This is a genomic window from Haloferax sp. s1 (assembly GCF_058382125.1).
In genome coordinates, this window is sequence record NZ_JBZRPK010000147.1 from 1 (window position 1) to 1,421 (window position 1,421).

Here is a 1,421-nt window from a genome sequence, read left to right on the forward strand (position 1 = left end):
CAACGAACCTCGCCAAGCGTCACTTGAGGACATTGGCGGGGTTGTCGGAATCGCTCCTGGAACGGTGGGTGAGCACCTTCGAAAAGTCGAAGAACGTGTGTTTAGCGAAATCGTTCACTGAAGTTGCTCCGAGTATCTCCACATATGGTAGATATATAATCAATCGGCACTGTCCCGCTGTCAAAATCAATGGCGAGTGGTCTTGGTTGTACGATGCAATAAACCTCGACACAAAGTTACTCCTCGACGTGCAATTGGTCAAACGACGTGGAACTGATCCAGCAACTGCATTCCTTCACTGGGTCGCCGAGAAACACAATTTCGAGGAAGCGGTGTTTCTGGTTAATTAGTTCGGTTATCGGACTGAACACTCTCGATTAGGATTGGGCGGGCAGTCAGCTGAGGAGGTTATCTAGACAGTGCCGTCAATCAATTATTTAAACACGGTTTTATGAAGAGACACTTTTGAAGCTCGCTGTCAATGTGACCTCCAAAGAACGCATGGGGTAGTGCTCCACCCGTAATACTTCGGGCTTTAACGAGCAGCGTAGATTGATTCGTTCCAAGCCTTCCCGCTGACGCGATTCAGCTCGAATCGTGGATTTAAAAGCACCCTATGACTGCGGCAGTAACCATACACCATACAGACTGCTATCTGGTAGTATGCCGGTAAACCCCAATTTCCTCGAACGGCTGGTTTTGCTTCGACTTAACAAGGGCCCAGCTCCGATGCTTGATTTGTTCGGTGCATCGAGTTTCACGTCGGTTACACTCGCGCTAGATATTGGTCTCTTCGAGACCCTGGCGGATGTGGATAGTCCGCTGACGGCTGAGAGTCTTGCCGACCGTCTCGACGCCCATCCTGACGGGATTGCCGTGCTTTGTAATTTCCTCGTAACCGAGGGATACCTCGAAGCGGTGGGGGACCGTTACCGGCTCACGGGAATGACAGAGAAGTGGCTGCTAGCCGAGTCCGAGACGAACATGGGGCCCTGGTTCACCTACTGGAACGACCTCGTCTTGCCGTTCTGGGAGCGTGAACTCGAAACCGCGATACGCGAGGGCGAGCCGAGCCAGTCCATCTACGAGTGGTTCGACGAGGAACCCGCTCGCTGGGAGACTGCACAGGAGGGCTTCCGGGCGACGGCGTCGATCTTCGTCGACGACGTTGTCGACGCGATGACCGTTCCGGCGGGGCAGGGCCGCCTGCTGGATGTCGGCGGGGGGCACGGATTGGACGCCCTGGGATTATGCCGGCGACCTCCCGACCCCTCCGCCACTATCTTCGACTTCCCGGACGCTATTGGCGCCATGCCGGACGCCATCCCCCACGCGATAGTCGGGCGTCTGGGTACCCGGACAGGCGACCACTCGGCCGGCGACCCCGGGGGGGGGTACGACCCGGCCCTGCCTTTCAACCG

Annotated in this window: 2 protein-coding genes and 1 pseudogene; all 3 read left to right on the plus strand. The window is 56.3% G+C overall.

What is annotated here, in order from left to right; translation table 11 throughout:
• A partial coding sequence (locus QT222_RS01100; protein WP_491476025.1) for a helix-turn-helix domain-containing protein occupies nt 1–121 on the plus strand: 121 nt, incomplete at its 5' end.
• A gap of 55 nt (nt 122–176) precedes the next feature.
• Nucleotides 177–347: pseudogene (locus QT222_RS01105) on the plus strand (DDE-type integrase/transposase/recombinase); the annotation flags it as partial.
• A gap of 382 nt (nt 348–729) precedes the next feature.
• On the plus strand, nt 730–1,421 hold a 692-nt coding region (locus QT222_RS01110), incomplete at its 3' end, for a methyltransferase family protein (protein WP_491476024.1).